Origin of the sequence: Noviherbaspirillum soli (assembly GCF_015352955.1) — a bacterium.
GTDB classification, from domain to species: Bacteria; Pseudomonadota; Gammaproteobacteria; order Burkholderiales; family Burkholderiaceae_D; genus Noviherbaspirillum_A; species Noviherbaspirillum_A soli.
In genome coordinates this window covers 118218-135923 of record NZ_JACYOX010000007.1, presented here as the reverse complement: position 1 = coordinate 135923, position 17706 = coordinate 118218, and the positions used below count along the sequence as shown (strand labels likewise).

Below are 17706 nucleotides of genomic sequence, written 5' to 3'. Positions count from 1 at the left end.
TTGCAGCGCGCTTGCCCAGGAACCATCGCTTCATCGATACATCTCAACGGTAATGCCGGCTCCGCACCCGGGGAGCCGGGATGCATTTCCAGTAGTCGCCCGCGCAGCCTGGGCGCCGTATCAGGCTAACCCGGAATGCCTGCCGCAAGCCGTCCTCCGGAAGCCTTCCATCCATCCCAGCCAGAAGGAGCACCGATGAACAGGTATGCGCGATTCGCAATAATGATTCTGACCTCGACCGTCGTCATGTTCGGAATGATGTATCTGAACACCTTTGAGTATGACCATGTCTTCTTCAGCGAGACGCGCGCCTGGATGGCCTTGATGATGGGAGCCGCCATGGCCTTCATCATGCTTGCCTTCATGCTGGGGATGTACACCAACCGCAGCGCCAACATCGCCATCTTCATCGGCAGCATCGCGGTTTTCTGCGTTTCGCTCTGGCTGGTGCGCAGCCAGGCGACGGTCGACGAGGTGTCGTACATGAAAGCGATGATCCCGCATCACTCGATTGCGATACTGACCAGTTCGCGAGCGCGCATCAACGATCCGCGGGTTCGCAAGCTGGCCGACGGGATCATTGAAACCCAGCGCAAGGAAATAGCCGAGATGAAGGGCCTGGTCGGCGAACTGGGGAAAAGATAGGCCGGCACCGCGAGGTGCCTCCTTCCAGCGGCATGGAAACGCTGCCATACGATTTCCCACAACCACTGTCTGCCCCGGGGCTGCTAGCATCCGTGTGATGAGAGGCCGGCTCGTCCGCGGGATGCGGCCGGCTGCCGGCGCCGATTCCTTCACCCCAGGGAGGCCGCGTGCCAAGTACATCACCCGTCGTCAGCAAGCCGGATGCATCACGGCCGCAATTGCCATGAGGGCGAAGCTGCTCAAGTACTGGGAGCACGTCTGGGCCAGCTTCTGGTTCCTGCCTTCGCTGATGGCGGCTGCCGCAGTGGCGCTTGCGCTACTTGCGGTGATGCTGGACCACAGGCTTGACGACAAATGGCTCAACAGCGCCTCATGGGTCTATGGCGGCGGCGCCGAGGGCGCGAGCGCCGTGCTGCAGACCATTGCCGGATCCATGATCACCATCGCGGGCGTGGTATTTTCGCTGACGCTGGTGGCGCTGTCCCTGGCTTCCTCGCAGTTCGGTCCGCGCCTGTTGCGCAACTTCATGCGCGACACCAGCAACCAGCTGGTGCTCGGTACCTTCATCGCGACCTTTCTGTATTGCATGCTGGTGCTGCGCACCATACGCAGGCCGGAAGAGGGCGCCTTCGTGCCGCACCTGGCCGTGACGCTGGGCGTGGCATTCGCCATCGCAAGCCTGTGGGTGCTGATCTATTTCATACACCATGTTTCAGTCTCGATCCAGGCCGAGGAAGTGATCGCCCGGGTGGCGGCTGAACTCGATGAGACCATGGAAAAGCTGTTCCCCGAGCAGATCGGCGAAGGATGCGACGGGCCCGGGCAGCAGGAAGAAGCCGATCCGGCGCAGGCGATGCGGGCCATGGAACGGCCCGGATGCGAAATCCTGGCCGCTGGCGACGGCTACCTGCAGATCATCGATCACCAGCTGCTGATGGCCTTTGCCACGGAAAGCGACACGGTGCTCAGGATGGAGCGGCGGCCTGGCCACTATATCGTGGGCGGCACGCCGCTGCTGTCTGTCTGGCCGCCGGAGCGTGTCGACCAGAAGGCGCGCGAGCGCCTGCTGGCGGCATTCGTATTGGGCAACCAGCGCACCTCGGCGCAGGATGTCGAGTTCGCCTTGCTGCAGCTGGTCGAAATAGCGACCAGGGCGCTGTCGCCGGGTGTCAACGATCCTTTCACCGCGATCTCGTGCGTGGACCGCATCGGCTCGGCCCTGTGCCGCCTGGCGCGGCGCGCCATGCCCGATGCGCTGCGCCGCGACGACAGCGGACAGTTGCGGGTCGTGGCCAGCGCGCCCACTTTCCCCGCGCTGGCCGACACCGCATTCCATCAGTTGCGCCAGTATGCGAGGACCAACACGGATGTCACCTTGCGCCTGCTGGAAACCATCACCGTGATTGCCGCGTTCACGCGCCGGCCGGCCGACCGGGTGGCGCTTTCCAGGCATGCCGACATGATCGCCAGGGGCGCCAGGGAAGCGATGCAGCTTGACGAGGACAGGCAGGCACTGGAAGGCCGCTATCACGCTGCACGGCGCGCGCTCGTGAGCCAGGACGCGGATGTCGGCTGACGCCCTTTCAGTATTCGGGGTGGCCGGTGGCGCATGCAAGGACGGACAAACAGGGCAAGCCCCGGGTCCGCACCTACCCGCCCGGCGCCTGGTCGAACGAGGCGGCGAGGTAGTCGACGAAGGCGTTCTTGCGGGTGGTCGAGCGGAAGGCGCCGCATGGAAGGGCCTCGGCATGCCGGAAACCCTGTGGATCAACAAGGTCATTTCCTGAGGATGGGCCATGGCGCCCGGGCATGGCCGGAAAGGCCACGGCCATGCCCGGGCGCATCGCCATCGTTTCTGCTCTGCCTGTTTCATTCGCCGGCCGGGAGGCGTCCAAAGCAAGTGGCGCGCAGCAGGCGCGGCGCAGCCATGCCGCCTTTAATTCCCGCTTTCAGTCTTTCTGCGGATCGTGGCCCCAGTTCATCAGGGAATAGCGCCAGTCGCTGGTCGCAGGATCGCTCTTGCTCGGACCTTGCGCCAGATGGCGGTGGACATAGCCAACCACCTTGCGCATATGCGCCAGGTCGTCTTCGCTCAGCTCCGCCGCAGGTGTGTGCAGCAGCTCGATGATGCGCCGGCCGGACTGATGGCCCACCGATTCGCCGGCGCCGTGCTTTTGTCCCACGCGCTTGGAATCTTCGCTGGCCAGCCATTTCTCGAGCTGGGCAGGCGTCATGTTCACCGCCTGCTTGAAATCGGCAATGGTCTTTTTCCTTTCTTCCTTCTGGTCCTTGTCGTCGGCGTTAACGTTTCCGGTCATCTGCTTCTCCATTTAAAAAGTCTTATGCCTGCATGGGCAGGCCAAGGGCCGGAGCACGTCGGCCGGCTCCCGGTTTGGACAAGAAGACGCGGCAAGGTTTCCTGCCGGTTTCCGGCCTGATGCCGGCTGGCGCAACAGCAGCGCATTTTTCCGGCAGGCGTGCCGCCGGCTTTCGAGAGAAGGGGGAAGGCCGCTTCCGAGGAGGCGAGGGAGTTTGTCGGCAGGCGCCTGGCGCAGCGGGTCAAACCGTTGTGCCAGGCCGGAAGTGCCCTGCGCTCAGGCTGCCGGCGCAGCGTTGGCGATGTAGTCGCACACGGCGCGGGTCACGTCTGCCGTGTTGGCCTTGCCGCCCAGATCCGGCGTATGCACCTTGCTTGCCGTGACCGCTTCGACTGCCCGCATCAGGGTTTGCGCGGCGACGGTTTCGCCGAGGTGTTCCAGCATCATGGACGCGGTCCAGAACGTGGCGACCGGATTGGCCACGCCCTTGCCGGTGATGTCGAAGGCGGAGCCGTGGATGGGCTCGAACATCGACGGGAACCGGCGTTCCGGATTGAGGTTGGCGGTGGGCGCGATGCCCAGGCTGCCCGACAGCGCGGCCGCCAGATCGGACAGGATGTCGGCATGCAGGTTGGTGGCCACCAGCACGTCCAGCGACTTGGGCTTTAAGACCATGCGCGTGGTGACCGCATCCACCAGTTCCCGGTCGGTCCTGACATCGGAATAATCCCTGGCGACTTCGTAAAAGATTTCATCCCACATCACCATGCCGAAGCGCTGTGCGTTGGACTTGGTCACCAGGGTCAGGTGCTTCGCCGGGCGCTTGCGCGCCAGCTCGAATGCGAAGCGATGGATGCGTTCCACGCCCGCGCGGGTGAACACCGCCACTTCGGTGCCGACCTCGATCGGCAGGCCGCGGTGGGCGCGGCCGCCATTGCCCGAGTATTCGCCTTCGGAGTTCTCGCGGATGATCACCCAGTCGATGTCCTCGCCATTGGTCAGCGGGCTCTTCACGCCGGGCAGCACGCGCGCCGGCCGCACGTTGGCGTACTGGTCGAAGCCCTGCGCGATCGGCAGGCGCAGGCCCCACAGCGATACATGGTCCGGCACCTGCTGGCTGCCGACCGCGCCGAAGAAGATCGCGTCGAACTGCTTCAGCCTTTCCAGGCCGCCTTCGGGGATGTAATGGCCGTGCTCCAGGTAATAGGCCGAGCTCCAGGGGAAGTGCTCGACCTCGAGCCGGAAGCCGCCGTCCTTCTCGGCCAGCGCCGTCAAAACTTCCAGCCCGGCAGCGATGACTTCCGGACCGATGCCGTCGGCGCCGATCGCCGCGATTTTATGTGTACGCATGTTGTCTCCAGTTAATTTTGTATGAGCAGCGCCGAGTCATGTTTCGTGATGCCGACAGGGCAAGGTCGGCCGCGGCCTCGTTCGCAGAGCAGATTGTAGGGCTTGCGGCGCCATGTTGGGCGGACATCGATTCACATTGCGATGGCGGCGAAGTGAATAATGGCAGCCAATCGGATTGGTCTGCATTTCGCAAGATTCAGTGAAAGAAAACGCTTCCGCGGGCGAAGGAATGACAGCGTTGGGGTTCGAGCTGAATGTTGCTTGCGCCGGGAAAGGCAGTGATCCGGCGCTTGCCAAGGCCGCCGGGTGGATGGTCCGGCATCTCCGGTGTACAAGGGTGTACAAGGGTTTACAAGGCGGCGCTTAATCAAAACAGTAATTTCCATGCATAAACAACCCCGTCGAATTTATGTCCGATAATCGATTTAACTAAGTTAAACTTTCCGCGCCTGTCTGCTTAAGCCCATGTTTTCATGATAGCAACGCCCCAGATTCCGTCGCTGCAGCAAAAGATCAGTCTTCTCCGCGGTCATGCCTCCTCCCTGGCTCCCTGGCCCGCAGCCTGCGCGTTGCTGATCGCGGGCCTGTGGTTCTGGGCGGCCTCGACCATCCATTACGAGCAGCGCGACCTGCGCGATCGCACCTTTGCCAACGCGTCGGCACAGGCGCGCACCTATGCCGACCAGATCGAGCGCAGCATAGGCCAGCTTGACTACCTGATGCAGAGCCTGCTGTTTTCCTGGCAGAAGAATGGCGGTGCGCTGCATCTCGAGGAGCAGGTCAACGCCGGCCTGGTGCCGGCGGCGGCGCGCATCTCCATCAGCGTGTTCGACCAGACCGGCAAGCTGCTGACCTCGACGCTGGCGGAGCCGAAAGGTTGGCAGGGCGTGGCAAGCCGTGCCTATTTCAGGGCGCATGCCGCCAGCCCCAGCAAGGCGCTTGCGATTTCCAATCCGATGAGGAGCATCGTCTCCGAGCGCAATGTGATGATTCTGTCGCGCCGCATCGATGACACCGACGGCGGCTTCGCCGGCGTGCTGGCAATTGCGGTCGATCCGGAATTCCTGGCGTCCTTCGTGGACGATACCAAGCTCGGCCGGGATGATTTCGTCTCGATCCGCAATACCGACGGCAGCTTTATCGCGGCCAAGTCGCGCAACGAATTCCGTGTGAGCGACCCTATTTTCCGCAACACCTCGCCCGTGACCGAGCGGATGGGCGTCACCGTGCGCGAGGCTGCGCGGTATGCGGATGGCAAGGCGCGCATCGTTGCCTGGCATACGGTGCAGAGCTATCCGCTGGTATCGATCGTCGGCGTGTCCGAAGGCGCGCTGAAGGAAGCGTATCTGCCGCGCTACCGCGAAATCCAGCTCATTGCCGGCGTTGGCAGCCTGGTGCTCGCGCTGATCGCCGCCGCCTGCGTGCGCCATGCGGCGTTGCGGGTGTGGCGCGCACACCATATGCGCGAGGTGCATGAGGCTTATCGCATCGCGACCGAGAATGCGAGGGAGGGGTTCTACATGCTGCGACCGCTGTATGGCCCCAACCGCGAGGTTGTCGATTTCCTGATCGAAGACTGCAACGAGCGTGGCGCAATGTACCGAGGCATGGCACGCGGGGTCCTGATCGGCAAGACGCTGTCGGCCATGCTGCCCAGCCTGTTCGATACCCACATGCTGGCGGCCTGCCGCCAGGCGATGGCAGACGGCCTGTATGAAGATGAAATACAGTTGCCGCAGCGCGGGAGCAGGTCCGTCCAATGGATGCAGCGACGCCTGGTGCGCTCCAGCGCCGGCCTGGCGGTGACGCTGCGCGATATCACCGAAAGCCGGCTGCACCAGGAGGCGCTGGAGCAGATGGCCAATGCCGACGCGCTGACGTCGCTGCCCAACCGCCACTGGCTGACCGGCTATCTGCCGGCAGCGGTGGAGCAGGCCCGCGAGGCGGGACGCATGCTGGCCGTGATGTTCGTCGATCTGGACGACTTCAAGAACATCAACGACACCCTGGGCCATGCGGCCGGCGACGAATTGCTGAAGGCGGCCGCGCTGCGGCTCAATGCAGTGATACGCCCGGAAGACAGGGTGGCCCGGCTCGGCGGCGACGAGTTCACGATCATCGTGCAGGCAGCCCAAACGCGGGAAGAGGTGGCAGCGGTGGCCGAGCGGGTGATCGACACGCTGTGGCAGCCTTTCATGCTGAGCAGCGGCAAGCGCCAGCATGTGGTGCATGCCTCGGTCGGCGTGAGCATCTTCCCGGATGACGGGACCAGCGGCGAGGCCCTGCTCAAGCAGGCGGACATCGCGATGTATGCCGCCAAGGGCGCGAAGAAGGGCAGCTATCGCTTCTTCGAGCCCGAGTTCGAACGGCGCCTGGTCACCCGCCTGAACCGGGAAGCCGAGCTGAAGCTGGCAATCCAGAATGGCGAGCTGCTGCTGCACTATCAGCCCAGGGTGCGCAGCGACAGCGGCGAGATCACCAGCATGGAAGCGCTGGTGCGCTGGAACCATCCGGTGCAGGGCCTGATGGCGCCGAATGAATTCATCCCGCTGGCGGAAAAGACCGGCCTGATCGTCCCGCTCGGGATGGAAGTGGTGCGCATGGCCTGCGCCCAGCTCGCGCGCTGGAGGCGACAGGGCTTGCCGCTGGTGCCGGTCTCCATCAATGTCTCGGCGCAGCAGCTCGATGCCGGCGACCTGGGCGCCATCCTTGCCGGCGCGCTGCAGGCAAACGGCCTTGAGGCCCGCCTGCTGCAGGTGGAAATCACCGAATCAGCCACGGTGGCGGAAGATGGCCCGGCGATGCTGCAGCTGGCGGCGATCCAGCAGGCGGGCATTCGCCTGTATGTGGATGATTTCGGCACCGGCTATTCCTGCCTGGCGCAACTGAAGCGGCTGGACATGGATGGCCTGAAGATCGACCGCGCCTTTACTTCCGAACTGGACAACAGCGCCAGCGACGCCACCCTGTTCAGGGCGATTGTCTCGATGGCCCATGCGCTGCAGATGCGGGTGGTTGCCGAAGGCGTGGAAACAGCCGGGCAACTGGCGGCAGTGCAGGAGCTGGCATGCGAGGAGGTGCAGGGCTATTTCGTCTCACGGCCATTGCCGGCCGATGCGGTGGCGCGCCTGATGCAGCAACGCTTCCTGTTTGCGGTGGAAAACCAGGTTGAGGGCTGAACCGCCTGCTGCTTTCCAGTGGCATTTTTTTATGTGACTATCGATGTTCATGCTCGTCGATGGCACAGCTTGCAGCGCCTTTCCAGCAGGTGGTTTCCAGGCAGCCCTCTCGCTGCATTCCACTCACCCATTCAATCACGGAGAATTCCCACTATGACTACCCGAACTGGACTCTTGCGCGCCGGCCGTTGCCTGGCCAGACAAGGCCTTGTTGCAGCCGGCCTGGCGCTGCTGCTGGCAACGCCGCCGGCGGCGGTGGCGGGTTCCAGGAAAGCCGGTTCCACTACATCGTATAGCTACTTCGCCACCGGCAATCCGGATGCCGCAGTGAGCACGCCGTCCACGCTGAACGCGTCGTCCTTCGTGCTGATGGGCGGCGGCCCGGATGTGGACGAGGCGTTTCGCTGGATGATCAGCCGCGCGGGCATCACGCCGAAAACCGGCGGCCGCTTCGTGGTGATCCGCGCCACCGGCACCGAAGCCTATAACCCGTACATCTACTACAGCAACGATGCTTCCTCGACCTCGTCGCCGCCGGCCGAGCTGTGGGTAGGTGGCGCCGCGCTCGGGCTGAGTTCGGTGGAAACCCTGGTCATTCCCAGCGTCGAGGCGGCCAATGACGATACGGTCAATGCCATCGTCGGGCGCGCCAATGCGGTCTTCATCGCCGGTGGCGACCAGGCCGATTACATCCGCTACTGGAAAGGCACCAGGCTCGATGCGACGCTGAAAAACCTGATGGCGAAGAACATACCGCTGGGCGGCACCAGCGCCGGGCTGGCCGTGCTGGGGCAGTTCGACTACGCCGCCCTTAACGGCACGGTCACTTCGAAGCAGGCGCTGTCCAACCCTTACAACAAATACATGACGCTGGACCCGGCGCCGCTGGCAGTGACCGCCGGCTTCATAGCGCCGCCCGCGCTGGCCAACCTGATCACTGACTCCCATCTCGATACCCGCGACCGCATGGGCCGCTTGTTTGCCTTCGTCGCGCGGCTGGTCAAGCCCGACGGCACGACTGGCTGCAGTGGCGGCATCCTGCCGGCTGGCAGCGGGACCGGCACTGCGCGCGGCATCGGCATCGGTGTGGAGACGGCGCTGCTGGTGCAGGGCGACGGCACTGGCGTTACGGCGCGCCGCGTGACCAATCCGTCCACCACCACCGAAAGCGCGGTGTATTTCGTGCGGCCGCTGAATCCGCCCACCAGTTGCGTCGATGGCAAGCCGCTGACCATGACGACGGTGGAGGTACAGAAGCTGGCTGACTCCAGGACGGTGTTCAATCTTGGGGAATGGCGGGGGGTGGGAGGGCGGACGGTTGATGCGGTGTCGGGGGAGTTGACTGCGTCGCCTTATTGAGGTGGGGGATTGGGGGCTGGCATCGCTTTGATTGCTTTCATTGCTTTCATTGCTTTACTACGATAGTGCTGCCCTTGCGTTGCCGGGTGACGCAACACGAATGCACTGTCGTCATGGCCAGGCCGGGAGTTCGCCCCGGCAGGCGACCTACTTCTTTTGCTTCGCCAAAAGAAGTAGGCAAGAAAAGGCGACCCGGTGATCGCGCCCCGCTGCGCGGGGTGCCCGTGTCAGCGGCACCCGGAGCGGGGCGCGGCTAAACTCGCTCCGCTTCGCTACACTCAGACAGACGCCGCACCTTATCCGCTCCGGGCACCGCTGACACGGCGCGCTCAACGGGATTTCACGGCAACGACCACTTCAAAGGCAACGGCCACTTCAAAAGCAACTGCAACTGTCGCTGCGCGTACTTCAAAAGCAACTGCAACTGTCGCTGCGCGTACTTCAAAGGCAACTGCAACTGTCGCTGCGCGTACTTCAAAGGCAACTGCAACTGCAACTGCAACTGTCGCTGCGCGTTCTTCAAAGGCAACTGCGACAATAGAAACAGACGCAACGTTCTCTTTATCGCGACGCATCTTGTCGTTCACCAATCCCGCGATATCATTCCTCTCCACCGACTCGACAAGTAAGGCGCAAGCGACGTTGGTTCGTCCGCCTATAAACTTCTATGAAAATCGTTATTCTTCCTGGCGACGGCATTGGTCCCGAGATCAGCGCCGTCACCATTGACGTGCTGCAGGCCGTCTCCCGTACCCATGGACTCGGCCTCGAACTGCTTCACGACAGCGCGGGCCTGGATAGCCTGCGCGTTCATGGCGCCACGGTTACGCCTGCCCTGCTGGAGAAAGTGCGCGGCGCCGATGGGCTGGTGCTGGGGCCGATGTCGACTTACGAGATGAAGGATGAAGCCAGGGGCGAGGTCAATCCTTCCAAGTTCTTTCGCAAGGAACTGGACCTGTATGCCAATATCCGGCCGGCCCGCACCTATCCCGGCCTGCCCAACAAGGTGGGCGAATTCGACCTGGTCGTGGTGCGGGAAAATACCGAAGGCTTCTACGCCGACCGCAACATGGAGCAGGGTAACGGCGAGATGCTGGTGACGAAGGACGTTGCCATCTCGCTGCGCCGGATCACCCGCCAGTGCTGCGAACGCATCGCCGAGTCGGCCTTCGCCCTGGCGCGCACCCGCAAACAGCATGTGAGCATCGTGCACAAGGCCAATGTGCTGAAGATCGGCGATGGCATGTTCATCGATGCCTGCCATGAGGTCGCGAAGCGCTACCCCGATGTCACGGTGAATGACTTCATCGTCGATGCCATGATGGCCCATGTGGTGCGCGCGCCGTCGCGCTTCGATGTGATCGTGACCACCAATATGTTCGGCGACATCCTGTCCGACCTGACCTCGGAACTGTCCGGCAGCCTGGGCCTGGGCGCGTCGCTCAACGCCGGGTCCGGCTTTGCGATGGCGCAGGCTTCGCATGGCTCGGCGCCGGATATCGCCGGGCGCGATTGCGCCAATCCGTCCTCGCTGGTGCTGTCCGCGGCCATGCTGCTGGCCTGGCACGGGCAGCGCAGTGGCGACCAGGCGTTTGTCACTGCGGCGCGGGCGATCGAGCAGGCGACGACAGAGGCGATTGCCTGCGGCGAAATGACCGCCGACGTCGGCGGGCGGATGGGGACGAAGGCCGCCGGCAAGGCATTGACGGCACGGCTGGCATGACCTTTCCATCGGCAAGGCAGTGAGCCGGGGTCGCGCGGTGCAGGTTAGCCGGCGGCAGGCATTCCTTCATCCGATGTTCCCCGATTTCATTTGCCTGGTTTCCCGACCATGGTCCGGCAGCCAGGCAGGCGAGCATCGCCGCGGCGTCGCTGCGCATGCCGTGTTCCTGCCTGCAAGCCCGCCGCGACAAGCCGATACCGTTTAAGATGCGAGCGCGCAGTCGGGCCTGTTCGCAGGCCGGCATCGGCGCCAACACCAACATGGAGAGCGACAATGATTTTCGAGAGGGCAGTGATCAGGGTAAAGCCGGGCGAGGACGCCAATTTCATGGCGGCGGTTCAGGCGGCGGCGCCCTTGTTTCAACGGGCCAAAGGCTGCGTTTCGATGCAGCTGGAACAGTCGGTGGAGTATCCGGACAGGTACACGCTGGTGGTCGGCTGGCAGACCGTCGAGGACCATACCGTTGACTTCCGCAATAGCGCCGACTTCCAGGAATGGCGGCGCCTTGCCGGCCCCTATTTTGCCGAACCGCCCGAGGTGCAGCATCTGGGCACGGTGCTGCAGGCATTCTGAATCGTCTGCCAGGGACAGGCAGTGGCCATGCTTCGATTCGAATCGCCGTGCGCCACTCACGCCCCTTGCTCTGGATTGCCGCCTGTGGCCTGGCACAGGGCGGTAAATCCTGGTCAGACGCATCAAGCAGCGCGTCGGCAGCGAACGCCATCCAACGCGATGGCGCTTGGCCGCAGCGGGACTCGACGAACGCTTTCCCGTCTCTCTATGCGGCCGGCTTGCGCAGCTGCTGCCTGAGCATCGCCAGCATGGCCTCTGCCGCTGGCGACAGCGAGCCTTCGCGGCGCAGCACCAGGCCGATGGAGCGGCGTATCACCGGCTCCGCCAGCGGACGCCGCACGATGCCGGGGTCGGCTATCACATCGGCCGCCAGCGCCGGCAGCGCCGCCACGCCGAGTTCCTCGATCACCATGGCGCCGATGGTGGCGAGATGATCCACCTCATACGCAGGGTGGAAGCCGAAGCCATGCTGCAGCGCGGCGGCCTCGACGTACTGGCGCACGCTGGTATGGCGCGACATCGAAATATGCGGAAACGGCAGGGTGTCGGCAAAGCGCACCTTGCCGCGGCCCCTGGCCAGCGGATGGCCGGGCGCGGCCAGCAGCACGAAACTGTCGGTGGTCAGCGGCACATAGTCGAGGTCGGTGTAGGCGGGATTGGCGGCCGTCAGCGCAAAGTCCACCCGGCCCTCGCGCACCAGTTCGAAGGCCGGCTCGGACAGGGTGTCGACCACCGACAGCCTGATGTCCGGATGCCTTGCGCTGAAACTGCGGAATAGCCTGGGGATGATGCGCGCCGCCAGCGACGGCATCGCAGCAATCGCCACCCGTCCGCGCCGCACCGCGGCCACGTCCCGCACCGCGACCACCGCGCGCTCGATGTCCGACAGCAGCTGTTCGGCCTGCGCGGCCAGCACCTCGCCGGCTGCCGTCAGGGCGACGGCGCGGGTGGTGCGGTCGAACAGCCGCGTGCCGATTGCCCCTTCCAGCCGGCTGATCAGCGTGGACAGGGCCGATTGCGACAGATGCATCTCCTGCGCCGCCTGGCTGAAGCTGAGCGACTGGGCCACGGCGAGAAAGGCGCGGATGTCGCGGGCTGAAAGATTTATCTCCATAATCGATAAGTTTATAGAAAATATGCGATTCACAGAAATAAGATCCGACGGCAGACTGCAGTTTTTCTTGCTCCGTCCAGGCTCATGAACACCGATCACGCTGCTACTTCCATTGCTTCCCCGCAGGCCGGCGGCCTGCCCAAACCGTCGCGCGCCTGCGCGCTCGTCGCCGGCGGCGGCACCATGGGCGCCGATGTGGCGCTGGTGCTGGCCCGCGCCGGCTGCCGAACCATCGTTCTCGAACCGGGAGAAGCCCGGCGCCAGGCGCTGGACGACTATTTCACCAGCGGCCTGCGCGGCCTGGAAGCCGAAGACATGCGCGGCTGCCTCAGCGCCTGCGCATCGCTGGACGAGGTGGACTGGCAGGCGGTCGACCTGGTGATCGAATGCATCCCGGAAAAGCTGGCGCCGAAGCAGGCGCTGTTTGCCGAACTGGAAAAGCGCGCCAGGCCCGACACCCTGTTCTGCAGCAACAGCTCCAGCTTCCCGATCTCGGCGATCGCCCAAGGACTGACGTCGGCCCAGCGCATGCTGGGCCTGCATTTCTTCATGCCGGCGCACCTGGTGCCGCTGGTCGAAGTCGTGCTGGGCGAGCATTCCTCCGCTGCGCTGGGTGAAGCGCTGTCGGCTTTCATGCGCGCCTGCGGCATGGTGCCGGTGCTGGTGCGCAAGGACTTGCCGGGCTTCCTCGCCAACCGCCTGCAGCATGCGCTGGCGCGCGAGGCATTCGCGATGATCGATGCCGGCATCGCCACGCCGGAAGACGTCGATGCCGCGGTGCGCTTCGGCTTTGGCTTCCGTTTCCTTGCCGCCGGGCCGGTGCTGCAGCGCGACCATGCCGGCATCGATGTGCATTGCCCGGCCGCGGCCACGATGTATCCGTCGCTGGCGGCCAATACCGTGCCCGCCAGGGCATTGAGCGAGCGGCTGGCCAGCGGCAAGTTCGGCATGAAGACCGGCGAAGGCTTTTTCAAATGGACGCCGGAAAGCATTGCCGCCGAGCGCAAGCGCTACGACGACCTGCTGAAGGCGGGCTTGCGGCTGCTGGCGCCAGAACTGCCGAAGATCGAGAAATAGGCCGCAGGCAGACAGACTGTGATCCACGTCGACGTGCAGACTCATTAACCCAAGCAGTGACAGGCCCATTCCATGAACACGACTTCTTCCATGCCACGCATCGCGCTGATTCATGCGCTGAGCCATTCGGTGGACCCGATCAACCAGGCCCTGGCGCATGACTGGCCGCAGGCCAGGCGCATGAACCTGCTCGACGATTCCCTGTCGGCCGATCTCGCCGCTTCCGGCCGCGGCCTGGATGCGGCGATGCATCAGCGCTTTCATGACCTGGCGGAATACGCGGTCGGCACCGGCGCCCAGGGCATTCTGTTTACCTGTTCCGCCTTCGGTCCCTGCATCGAAGCCGTCGCGCGGCGCTATGCCAACCTGCCGGTGCTGAAGCCCAATGAAGCCATGGTGGCCGATGCTGTCACGGCGGCCGGCCCGGTCGGGCTGATCGCCACCTTCGGGCCGACGCTGGCATCGATGCCGCCGGAGTTTCCGGAGTCGGTAGAGCTGCAGAGCGCGCTGGCCGAAGGCGCGCTCGATGCGCTGAACCGCGGCGACACCAGGCGCCACGATGAACTGATCGTTGCCCAGGCGCGCCTGCTGCAGGCCGCCGGCTGCAAGACCATCGCGCTGGCCCAGTTCAGCATGGCCCGCGCGCGCGAAGCCTGCGAACAGGCCACCGGCCTGCCCGTGCTCACCACGGTGCACAGCGCAGTAAGTGCATTGAAGCGGCGGCTTGCCTGACCGCCCGTTTGCGACATAAACCAAGGAGACAAGAAATGCTCAAGAAAGCGCTATTCGCATCCATGCTGCTGGTCCAGGCCTTTGCCGCCGGCGCCAGCGACTATCCGTCCAAGCCGATCAAGTTCATCATTCCCTATCCGCCGGGCGGCCCGACCGACGCGATGGCGCGCATGATCCAGGTGCCGCTGCAGGCCAAGCTGCAGCAGCCTGTGATCATCGATAACCGTCCCGGCGCCGGCGGCAACATCGGCACCGACTTCGTCGCCAAGTCGCCGGCCGACGGCTACACCATCCTGCTTGCCGCCAGCGGCCCGATGGCGGTCAACAAGACGCTTTACCGCTCGATTCCCTTCGATTCGCAGAAAGACTTCGCGCCCATCATCCAGATCTCGGCATTCCCGCTGGTGCTGGAGGTGCATCCTTCGGTGCCGGCAAACAACATCAAGGAATTCCTGGCGCTCGCCAAGAGCAAGCCGAACGACCTGGGCTTCGCCTCGGCCGGCAACGGCACGCCGCAGCACCTTGCCGGTGAACTGTTCAATACCGCCACTGGCCTCAAGCTGCAGCACATTCCCTACAAGGGCGCCGGGCCGGCGCTCACCGACGTGATGGGCGGCCATGTCAAGGTGATGTTCGACATTCTCGGCAGTTCGGTGCAGTACATCAAGAGCGGCAAGCTGCGTCCGCTGGCGGTGACCACCGCGACCCGCAGCCCGGCGCTGCCGGACGTGCCGACGCTGGCCGAGTCCGGCCTGACGGGTTATAACTTTTCAGGCTGGCATGGCATCGTCGCGCCGGCGGCCACGCCCAAGCCCGTGATCGCCAAGCTGAACCAGGCCATCAATGAGATCTTCGCCGACCCTGAATTCAAGAAGCGCTGGGAAGAACTGGGTACGCCCATCGTGGGCGGCAAGCCGGAAGCCTTTGGCGAACTGATCCGTTCCGAGTCGACGAAGCTGGGCAAGCTGGTCAAGGATGCCGGCGTCACCGTCGACTGACGCATTGCCGGGCGCCGCGCCTGCGGCGCCCGGCCCGGCTCAGGCGGAACCGTCGTCCCGCTTCTTCTCCTTGCCGCCCTGTTCCTGCTGAAGATTGCCCCGGTCGTTCCGGTGTGGCCGCTCCGGCGTGGCCGCATTCTCGTCGGCGATCATGTCGTGCTGGTCGCCGGACTGCTTGCGGCGGTATTCCTCGATGCCGGTTTCCTGGCCGCGGTTGCGGTTGGGATGCGTGGTGCTCATCTGTTACTCCTTCTCAGAGCAGTGTGGACAGGTTGGATGCCCGCCACGCAGTGAAGTTCTCGGCGATGCCGTCAGGCCGCCAGCCTGGCGACGCGTCCGCCGGCTTCGGTCATCACCCGGTTGCGGCCTGCCGCCTTGGCGCCATACAGCGCCTCGTCGGCCCGCTTCAGCAGCGTATGCAGCGTGTCATCGGCATGCAGCACCGCAGCGCCCATGCTGAGCGTGATCTGCAGCGTCCGGCCGGATTGTCCGGCGGCGGTCACGGCCTGCAGGCGCCGCGCCACGGACACCGCGGCGATCAGATCGGTGTCGGGCAGCAGCAGGGCGAATTCGTCGCCGCCGATGCGCGCCATGAAATCGACCGGCCGCAAGGCCGTGCGGGATAGCCGCACGAAGTCCGTCAGCGCCGCATCGCCGGCAGCATGGCCGTAGGTGTCGTTGGTTGGCTTGAGGTTATCGAGATCGATCAGCAGCAGGGCCAGCGGCTGCCCGTCATAACGGCTTCGTTCCAGCAGCCGCGGACCGCTTTCATGGAAGGCCCGCCGGGACCAGGCGCCCGTCAAAAAGTCGCAGTTGGCCGCGTTTTCAATACTGGTGACGATCCTGCAATGGGCAATCAGCAGGCCGCCCAGCATCAGGCAGGGCAGGGCAAAGGCATTGGCCCACAGGAACAGCAGGTTGATGCCGCTGGGTTCGAGCAGCGAGCGCGGGACGTCCGACATGACGGCATGCCGGACCACGCGGGCAAGATGGCCGCCGCCTATCAGGGCGCACATGCACAGCACATAGATGGCCGGATAGCGGGAGCGGCCCTGGTAGTCGCGCGAACTGAGCACGGTCAGGGCAATGATGCCGGCTATGCCGACCTGGAAGCCCGACACCGCGATCGTCCTGGCGTCGAAGGAATCGACCACGTAATGGAAGTAGGCGGTGACGGCCGTGAGCAGCGCAATGCTGGCGCACGTCAGCGTTGCCGGACAACGCGCGCCGAACAGCTGCCGGTAGCTGACCAGGATCGCCACCGAGGCCGCCGCATAGACCGCGTTCGCCACTTCATAGGCAAAGACGACGGGCATCTCGCGGCCGAATGCATACAGGATGTTGCCGGCCATGCCCAGCACGCTGGCCAGCAGCAGCTGGCGCACGCCGTGGACGCGGTCCTGCTTGACAGAGAAGAGCAGAAGGAAGATGACGAAGCATAAGAGCGAGGCGATGAGAAACGCTTCCTTCGTGTCGAGCATGAGACCCCGCCTGCTAAAATATTTTCCTGAAGGAAATATTTTAGCAGGCGGATTGCCCCGTATCAATAAGCCATCACGCCGACGTGGGTATTTCGTTGCGCATCGGGTGCATCAGGGCAGCGGCGGCGCTCCCACAGCCGGTGATGTTCCGTTGGCCGTCGCCGGTTCCTCCACGAAGCACTCCGCGATCAGCGCGCGCAGCCACTGGTTGCCGCTGTCCTGGTGAAACCGGCGGTGCCAGAACACGTGGGTATGCAGCGCCGGCAGCCGCAGCGGCGGCGCGGTGAAATCCAGGCTGAACGGCCCGCAGGCCTGCTGCGCCAGCTTGCTCGGCACGGTCACCACCATGTCCGTGCTGCTGACGATGTAGGGCACCGCGGTGAAATGCGGCACCTGGAACTGCACCGAGCGGGTCACGCCGGCCTTTTCCAGCCGGGCATTGATCTGGTCGTAGGGACTTTCGCGCGAATCGACGAACAGGTGCCGTGCCGACAGGAATTCCTTCAGGCCGACCTTGCGCTGCGCGAACGGGTGGCCGCGACGGAACATGGTGACGTAGTTCTGGCTGAACAGGCGGCGATGGAAGAAGCGCTCGGCGACGTCGGTGAAGGCGCCGAGCGCAAGGTCGATGCGGCCGGCTTCCATCTGCTGCTGCCAGTCCACCGCGCTGGCCCGCACCGAACTGATGCCGACATGCGGCGCCAGGCGCGCGCAGTATTCCACCAGCCGCGGCATGAAGTGGATCTCGCCGACATCGGTCATCGCAATCACGAAGCGGCGCTCGCTGCTGGCCGCGTCGAACGGCTCCTCCAGGTTCAGCGCCGCGCTGACGCTGGCCAGCGCCTGCCCGACCGGCTCGGCAATCCGGTCCGCGCCCGGCGTGGGCTGCATTCCGTGGGCGGTGCGCACGAACAGCTCGTCGCCAAAGGTCTTGCGCAGCCGCGCCAGCGCATTGCTCACCGTTGGCTGCGACAGGCCCAGGCGCTTGGCCACCAGCGACACATGGCGCAACTGGTAAAGCTGGTGGAACACCACCAGCAGGTTCAGATCGATGTCGGCAACGTCGCGCATGCTCTACCCATTATTGATATGGTCAATAGTCGTCATTTTTGCATTTGTATTTTAAACGGTGCCATCCCTGCTTATAGTGTGGCTCT

General features: G+C 64.3%; 17 protein-coding genes. 9 read left to right on the top strand and 8 right to left on the bottom strand.

Annotated elements, in window-relative coordinates; translation table 11 throughout:
* Positions 1 to 135: 135 nt before the first annotated feature.
* Positions 136 to 645: a DUF305 domain-containing protein gene (locus IGW04_RS08480; RefSeq protein ID WP_228526943.1), complete on the top strand. Its 510-nt coding sequence runs from the start codon at positions 136 to 138 to the stop codon at positions 643 to 645.
* Between the two features lie 223 nt (positions 646 to 868).
* Positions 869 to 2221 (top strand): DUF2254 domain-containing protein, encoded by a 1353-nt coding sequence (locus tag IGW04_RS08475; protein ID WP_194712625.1) that lies wholly within the window; start codon positions 869 to 871, stop codon positions 2219 to 2221.
* A gap of 73 nt (positions 2222 to 2294) precedes the next feature.
* On the opposite strand, the gene IGW04_RS08470 is transcribed toward IGW04_RS08475, so the two are convergent.
* The 3 genes from IGW04_RS08470 to IGW04_RS08460 all read right to left on the bottom strand — a co-directional run bounded on the left by IGW04_RS08470 (position 2295) and on the right by IGW04_RS08460 (position 4313).
* Positions 2295 to 2495, bottom strand: a complete 201-nt coding sequence (locus tag IGW04_RS08470; protein ID WP_194712624.1) for a hypothetical protein — start codon at positions 2493 to 2495, stop codon at positions 2295 to 2297.
* 99 nt (positions 2496 to 2594) lie between these two features.
* Positions 2595 to 2963, bottom strand: a complete 369-nt coding sequence (locus tag IGW04_RS08465) for a DUF3140 domain-containing protein (protein WP_194712623.1) — start codon at positions 2961 to 2963, stop codon at positions 2595 to 2597.
* Positions 2964 to 3239: 276 nt separating this feature from the next.
* Positions 3240 to 4313, bottom strand: coding sequence for a tartrate dehydrogenase (locus IGW04_RS08460; protein WP_194712622.1), 1074 nt, complete (start codon positions 4311 to 4313; stop codon positions 3240 to 3242).
* Between the two features lie 473 nt (positions 4314 to 4786).
* Here IGW04_RS08460 and IGW04_RS08455 point away from each other — a divergent pair, with 473 nt between their 5' ends.
* A complete protein-coding gene (locus IGW04_RS08455) occupies positions 4787 to 7492 on the top strand; it encodes a bifunctional diguanylate cyclase/phosphodiesterase (protein ID WP_194712621.1) in 2706 nt (901 codons plus the stop codon).
* 153 nt (positions 7493 to 7645) lie between these two features.
* Positions 7646 to 8851, top strand: a complete 1206-nt coding sequence (locus tag IGW04_RS08450; RefSeq protein WP_194712620.1) for a cyanophycinase — start codon at positions 7646 to 7648, stop codon at positions 8849 to 8851.
* Between the two features lie 329 nt (positions 8852 to 9180).
* Here IGW04_RS08450 and IGW04_RS08445 read toward each other — a convergent pair whose 3' ends face one another.
* Positions 9181 to 9441, bottom strand: coding sequence for a hypothetical protein (locus tag IGW04_RS08445; RefSeq protein ID WP_194712619.1), 261 nt, complete (start codon positions 9439 to 9441; stop codon positions 9181 to 9183).
* Between the two features lie 77 nt (positions 9442 to 9518).
* On the opposite strand from IGW04_RS08445, the gene IGW04_RS08440 reads away from it, so the two are divergent.
* Entirely contained in the window at positions 9519 to 10574 is a 1056-nt protein-coding gene (locus IGW04_RS08440; RefSeq protein WP_194712618.1) for an isocitrate/isopropylmalate dehydrogenase family protein, read from the top strand.
* A gap of 273 nt (positions 10575 to 10847) precedes the next feature.
* A complete protein-coding gene (locus IGW04_RS08435) occupies positions 10848 to 11147 on the top strand; it encodes an antibiotic biosynthesis monooxygenase family protein (RefSeq protein WP_194712617.1) in 300 nt (99 codons plus the stop codon).
* A gap of 205 nt (positions 11148 to 11352) precedes the next feature.
* Here the strand turns inward: IGW04_RS08435 and IGW04_RS08430 are convergent, their stop codons facing one another.
* Positions 11353 to 12261 (bottom strand): LysR family transcriptional regulator, encoded by a 909-nt coding sequence (locus IGW04_RS08430; protein ID WP_194712616.1) that lies wholly within the window; start codon positions 12259 to 12261, stop codon positions 11353 to 11355.
* A gap of 183 nt (positions 12262 to 12444) precedes the next feature.
* Here IGW04_RS08430 and IGW04_RS08425 point away from each other — a divergent pair, with 183 nt between their 5' ends.
* From IGW04_RS08425 to IGW04_RS08415, 3 genes are all read left to right on the top strand, one after another.
* The gene (locus IGW04_RS08425; protein WP_407672084.1) at positions 12445 to 13338 is read left to right on the top strand and encodes a 3-hydroxyacyl-CoA dehydrogenase family protein; all 894 of its coding nucleotides are present in this window, start codon (positions 12445 to 12447) and stop codon (positions 13336 to 13338) included.
* A 90-nt stretch (positions 13339 to 13428) separates the two neighbouring features.
* Positions 13429 to 14070, top strand: a complete 642-nt coding sequence (locus IGW04_RS08420; RefSeq protein ID WP_194712651.1) for an aspartate/glutamate racemase family protein — start codon at positions 13429 to 13431, stop codon at positions 14068 to 14070.
* Positions 14071 to 14105: 35 nt separating this feature from the next.
* Positions 14106 to 15068, top strand: a complete 963-nt coding sequence (locus IGW04_RS08415) for a Bug family tripartite tricarboxylate transporter substrate binding protein (RefSeq protein ID WP_194712614.1) — start codon at positions 14106 to 14108, stop codon at positions 15066 to 15068.
* Between the two features lie 39 nt (positions 15069 to 15107).
* On the opposite strand, the gene IGW04_RS08410 is transcribed toward IGW04_RS08415, so the two are convergent.
* The 3 genes from IGW04_RS08410 to IGW04_RS08400 all read right to left on the bottom strand — a co-directional run bounded on the left by IGW04_RS08410 (position 15108) and on the right by IGW04_RS08400 (position 17620).
* Positions 15108 to 15308 carry a hypothetical protein gene (locus IGW04_RS08410; RefSeq protein WP_194712613.1) on the bottom strand — a complete coding sequence of 67 codons (201 nt, stop codon included), beginning with the start codon at positions 15306 to 15308 and terminating at the stop codon, positions 15108 to 15110.
* A gap of 71 nt (positions 15309 to 15379) precedes the next feature.
* Entirely contained in the window at positions 15380 to 16549 is a 1170-nt protein-coding gene (locus tag IGW04_RS08405) for a GGDEF domain-containing protein (RefSeq protein ID WP_194712612.1), read from the bottom strand.
* A gap of 111 nt (positions 16550 to 16660) precedes the next feature.
* Positions 16661 to 17620 carry a LysR family transcriptional regulator gene (locus IGW04_RS08400; protein ID WP_194712611.1) on the bottom strand — a complete coding sequence of 320 codons (960 nt, stop codon included), beginning with the start codon at positions 17618 to 17620 and terminating at the stop codon, positions 16661 to 16663.
* Positions 17621 to 17706: the final 86 nt, after the last annotated feature.

Bases quoted from the DNA above. Each gene is read 5' to 3' on its own strand.
- IGW04_RS08480 (WP_228526943.1), top strand. From the start codon at position 136: ATGCCTGCCGCAAGCCGTCCTCCGGAAGCCTTCCATCCATCCCAGCCA.
- IGW04_RS08475 (WP_194712625.1), top strand. From the start codon at position 869: ATGAGGGCGAAGCTGCTCAAGTACTGGGAGCACGTCTGGGCCAGCTTC.
- IGW04_RS08470 (WP_194712624.1), bottom strand. From the start codon at position 2,495: ATGGCGATGCGCCCGGGCATGGCCGTGGCCTTTCCGGCCATGCCCGGG.
- IGW04_RS08465 (WP_194712623.1), bottom strand. From the start codon at position 2,963: ATGACCGGAAACGTTAACGCCGACGACAAGGACCAGAAGGAAGAAAGG.
- IGW04_RS08460 (WP_194712622.1), bottom strand. From the start codon at position 4,313: ATGCGTACACATAAAATCGCGGCGATCGGCGCCGACGGCATCGGTCCG.
- IGW04_RS08455 (WP_194712621.1), top strand. From the start codon at position 4,787: ATGATAGCAACGCCCCAGATTCCGTCGCTGCAGCAAAAGATCAGTCTT.
- IGW04_RS08450 (WP_194712620.1), top strand. From the start codon at position 7,646: ATGACTACCCGAACTGGACTCTTGCGCGCCGGCCGTTGCCTGGCCAGA.
- IGW04_RS08440 (WP_194712618.1), top strand. From the start codon at position 9,519: ATGAAAATCGTTATTCTTCCTGGCGACGGCATTGGTCCCGAGATCAGC.
- IGW04_RS08435 (WP_194712617.1), top strand. From the start codon at position 10,848: ATGATTTTCGAGAGGGCAGTGATCAGGGTAAAGCCGGGCGAGGACGCC.
- IGW04_RS08430 (WP_194712616.1), bottom strand. From the start codon at position 12,261: ATGGAGATAAATCTTTCAGCCCGCGACATCCGCGCCTTTCTCGCCGTG.
- IGW04_RS08425 (WP_407672084.1), top strand. From the start codon at position 12,445: ATGGGCGCCGATGTGGCGCTGGTGCTGGCCCGCGCCGGCTGCCGAACC.
- IGW04_RS08420 (WP_194712651.1), top strand. From the start codon at position 13,429: ATGCCACGCATCGCGCTGATTCATGCGCTGAGCCATTCGGTGGACCCG.
- IGW04_RS08415 (WP_194712614.1), top strand. From the start codon at position 14,106: ATGCTCAAGAAAGCGCTATTCGCATCCATGCTGCTGGTCCAGGCCTTT.
- IGW04_RS08410 (WP_194712613.1), bottom strand. From the start codon at position 15,308: ATGAGCACCACGCATCCCAACCGCAACCGCGGCCAGGAAACCGGCATC.
- IGW04_RS08405 (WP_194712612.1), bottom strand. From the start codon at position 16,549: ATGCTCGACACGAAGGAAGCGTTTCTCATCGCCTCGCTCTTATGCTTC.
- IGW04_RS08400 (WP_194712611.1), bottom strand. From the start codon at position 17,620: ATGCGCGACGTTGCCGACATCGATCTGAACCTGCTGGTGGTGTTCCAC.